This is a genomic window from Mesorhizobium sp. M4B.F.Ca.ET.203.01.1.1, from assembly GCF_004791025.1.
Classification (GTDB): Bacteria; Pseudomonadota; Alphaproteobacteria; order Rhizobiales; family Rhizobiaceae; genus Mesorhizobium; species Mesorhizobium abyssinicae.
This window is the reverse complement of record NZ_SRUO01000205.1, coordinates 1-311: the sequence shown is the minus strand read 5'-3', so window position 1 is coordinate 311 and position 311 is coordinate 1. Positions and strand designations below refer to the sequence as shown.

At 73.6% G+C, this 311-nt stretch carries 1 pseudogene; it reads right to left on the bottom strand.

From position 1 onward, the window contains the following. Window positions 1-311, bottom strand: a pseudogene (locus tag EN846_RS34340) (hypothetical protein); the annotation flags it as partial.

Below are 311 nucleotides of genomic sequence, written 5' to 3'. Positions count from 1 at the left end.
CGGGCATTGGGCAGCAGGCCGTGCAGTTCGGCGCTGGGCATCAGGTAGGTGCGTTCGCCGGCGAAGCCGACCACTTCGGCATCGACCCAGCCGCCATCGACCACTTCCACCTTGCAGCTGGCGCCCAGCGGCGCCTCGCAGCCGACCGCCTCCAGGGTCAGGCCGACCGCGCGGCGCAGCACGCCCTCGCGGATCAGCCCACGGCCATGCGCGGTATCCACGCGCAGGCCATCCAGGCGCCGGCCCAGGCGCAGGTTGCGGGCCACGGCCCAGTCGGCCGGCGGCGTCGTGTTTTGCTGAGCGGCGCTCAC